A 2,754-nucleotide genomic window follows, 5' to 3' on the forward strand; every position below is an offset into this window, starting at 1 on the left:
GTCACTTACTTTAGTCAAGTAACTTTTAATAAAAAATAAAATCTCGACTTAAAAATATTAAGCGAGATACAATTGAACACCAAATACATCTTTATTACTTGTATAATAAACTTAGAGAGGAAAATTCATATATAGAAAGGATTTATTCATGAGCACTATAGAAAAGATTCAAACTTTTATTATTCTTTTTGCTGTTACATGCGGCATCGTACTCGGACAATTTAATATGATACATACGTATTCAGACAAATTTATTGTCCCCTTCTTATTTTTCATGCTATATGGATTATTCCTCAGCATCCCATTAAAAGAAATAAAAAAAGGATTTCGCAATTTAAAATTTGCTGGAACAAGTCTTACTATTAACTTCTTATGGACACCTTTACTCGCTTGGGGGTTAGGGGCACTATTTCTTTCCGATCATCCAGCACTTTGGGTTGGATTTATAATGTTAATGGTTACTCCATGTACAGATTGGTACTTAATCTTTACTGAAATAGCGAAAGGTAATGTAGCACTTTCTACTGCAATTTTACCTGTAAATTTAATTTTGCAAGTACTGCTCCTTCCCATTTATTTATTTTTATTTGCTGGTGTCATGAAAACTGTAGCGGTTTCTGTTTTAGTAGAAAGTATTGTTATCGTAATCGTCTTACCATTTATACTTGCACACGCTACAAAATTCATTATGAATAAAATGAAAAAAGCTGAACCTCTCGAGAATAAACTCATTCCGTTTTTTAGCTCTGCTCAAATTGTATTTTTAAGTTTAGCAATAGTAGCGATGTTTGCATCACAAGGTAAATATTTACTACAAAATATGAATGTTGTTTTATTATTACTCGTTCCTGTTCTATTGTTCTTCATCATCAATTTTTTACTAGGACAATTTATCGGGCGCATGATGCATTTATCTTACAAAGATACAGTAAGTCTAAGCTTAACAACGTTAGCAAGAAACTCACCTGTTGCACTCGCTATCGCTGTAACCGCTTTTCCAGACGAACCTCTTATCGCACTTGCACTCGTTATTGGACCATTGATTGAGTTACCGGTACTAGCTTGTGTGTCACAAGTTTTGTTGCTTATTAAGAAAAAACGGCAATACGCATAATAAAAAACGTCCATTTTGGGACGTTTTTTATTATGGAAAGATTACATACAACACTTATTTCTTATTTATCATTACAAATGAAATTACCGAAACTACAAACATAATAATACCAATTATAATAAAGTGAAACTTTAATCATTGGGGGTTTTGTTCATCCCCCAATGATTATTAGCCCTCACCACTCCCGCATTAACAGATCCTTTCTAATTAAAAATGATAGGAAACGTAAATATAACGAAAGCTGCCCAAAGTCCGTATATTGGCAAATACTTCGTAACGGCATCTTGGATAGCTTTTGGTCCTGATTTGTTTTGCAAGAAACGCATATAGGAAAACATAATCCAAATGAGATTTGCCCAAATCAGTACATTTACTCCTAAAACAGCAAGTCTATTAGGCGTAATCCCGTAAGAAGAAAGTCTGAATACTATGGCTGACAATGCGACAGTGTCAATAATAAGTGCCAGAACAATTAAGGAAAAATTTATATAATCTGAAATGTTCTTTTTCTCGTCCGAGTCACTTTCAACGATAGAAAATATAGTAACAGCCAATACACCAAGGAGTATTCCGTTGAAAGCCATTAGGAAATTGCGATCCAAGAACGGATTTTTCCCGACCCAAATTACCGTTATAAGATAGATAAGCAACGTGATCAGGACGAGAGGACTAAAAATTTTAGATATGTATGGTGTAATATTTTTAGCAAGCTTAAGATTCATTGATACTAAGTATGCAGCCACAATAGCGAGAGCCGCTGCTCCAAATAAAACAACATTACTAAAATAGAATTCTCCTATATCTAAGTCAACAAAGCTAAATAAACGCATGGTGAATATTGCTAGTATCATTCCGCTCACTGCCATGCTCCCGTAGAGAAGACAATATTCTAAATTAAATTTTATATAGGCTAATCTTGTACTGCCTTTTGAATATTCATTTCCTGTAAATGCAAGCCCTACTAAGACCCATAAAAATATAGGAAGATGTAAATAAGCAAGTATGGTACTGTCTTTATAATTTATTGGCAATGTATTAAGATACACCCCGGAAACTAGGAATAACGCTATAAGGGAATAAATAATACTTTTTTTCGGCTTATTATTGTAAACAAAATAAGCAGCAATAAAGGGAATTACACCAAAAGCCAAGTTTATTGGAGCAATTGCTTCCTGCTCAACAAAGTGGAAAATGATCCTGGTGCTTATGCCGGCCAAAATAGCTAAAAGGCCCATGAATAAGAAACCTTTTTGAAACAAAGATGTTTTTTCTTTATTTACTTTCTCCTTGAAATGCAACCTTTCATACCAAGCACCTAGAATTTGAGAATCAGGGTTTTGGGCCCATGCTTGTGAGAATGCTTTTTTAAAAGCTTTCGGATCTTTTCTATACATCTTCTCCAACTCATGGGGGTTATCCATATGTTTAACAATCAAATTGTTAATATTCATAGTTATACCTCCTCTAATTTTAAAAATAAGGTTGTTACCTTTTAACAAAAGCACCTCACTCATTTATTATGATTTTAATACAAAATTTATCGTTTTACAATAAAAAATTATTATTTAAAGGATTTTTTTTATTGTTAAATTTTATATAAAAGAAAAAACAAAAGAGCATGACAGTTTTATGTCATGCTC

Annotated in this window: 2 protein-coding genes; one reads left to right on the forward strand and one right to left on the reverse strand. The window is 32.7% G+C overall.

Annotated elements, in window-relative coordinates; translation table 11 throughout:
* Nucleotides 1-148 precede the first annotated feature (148 nt).
* A complete protein-coding gene (locus ABWK52_RS25590) occupies nt 149-1,114 on the forward strand; it encodes an arsenic resistance protein (protein WP_000103805.1) in 966 nt (321 codons plus the stop codon).
* Between the two features lie 203 nt (nt 1,115-1,317).
* Here ABWK52_RS25590 and ABWK52_RS25595 read toward each other — a convergent pair whose 3' ends face one another.
* Nucleotides 1,318-2,565, reverse strand: coding sequence for a DUF4153 domain-containing protein (locus ABWK52_RS25595; RefSeq protein ID WP_001024706.1), 1,248 nt, complete (start codon nt 2,563-2,565; stop codon nt 1,318-1,320).
* Nucleotides 2,566-2,754: the final 189 nt, after the last annotated feature.

It is taken from the genome of Bacillus sp. AP50 (genome assembly GCF_040492675.1).
GTDB lineage: Bacteria > Bacillota > Bacilli > Bacillales > Bacillaceae_G > Bacillus_A > Bacillus_A cereus.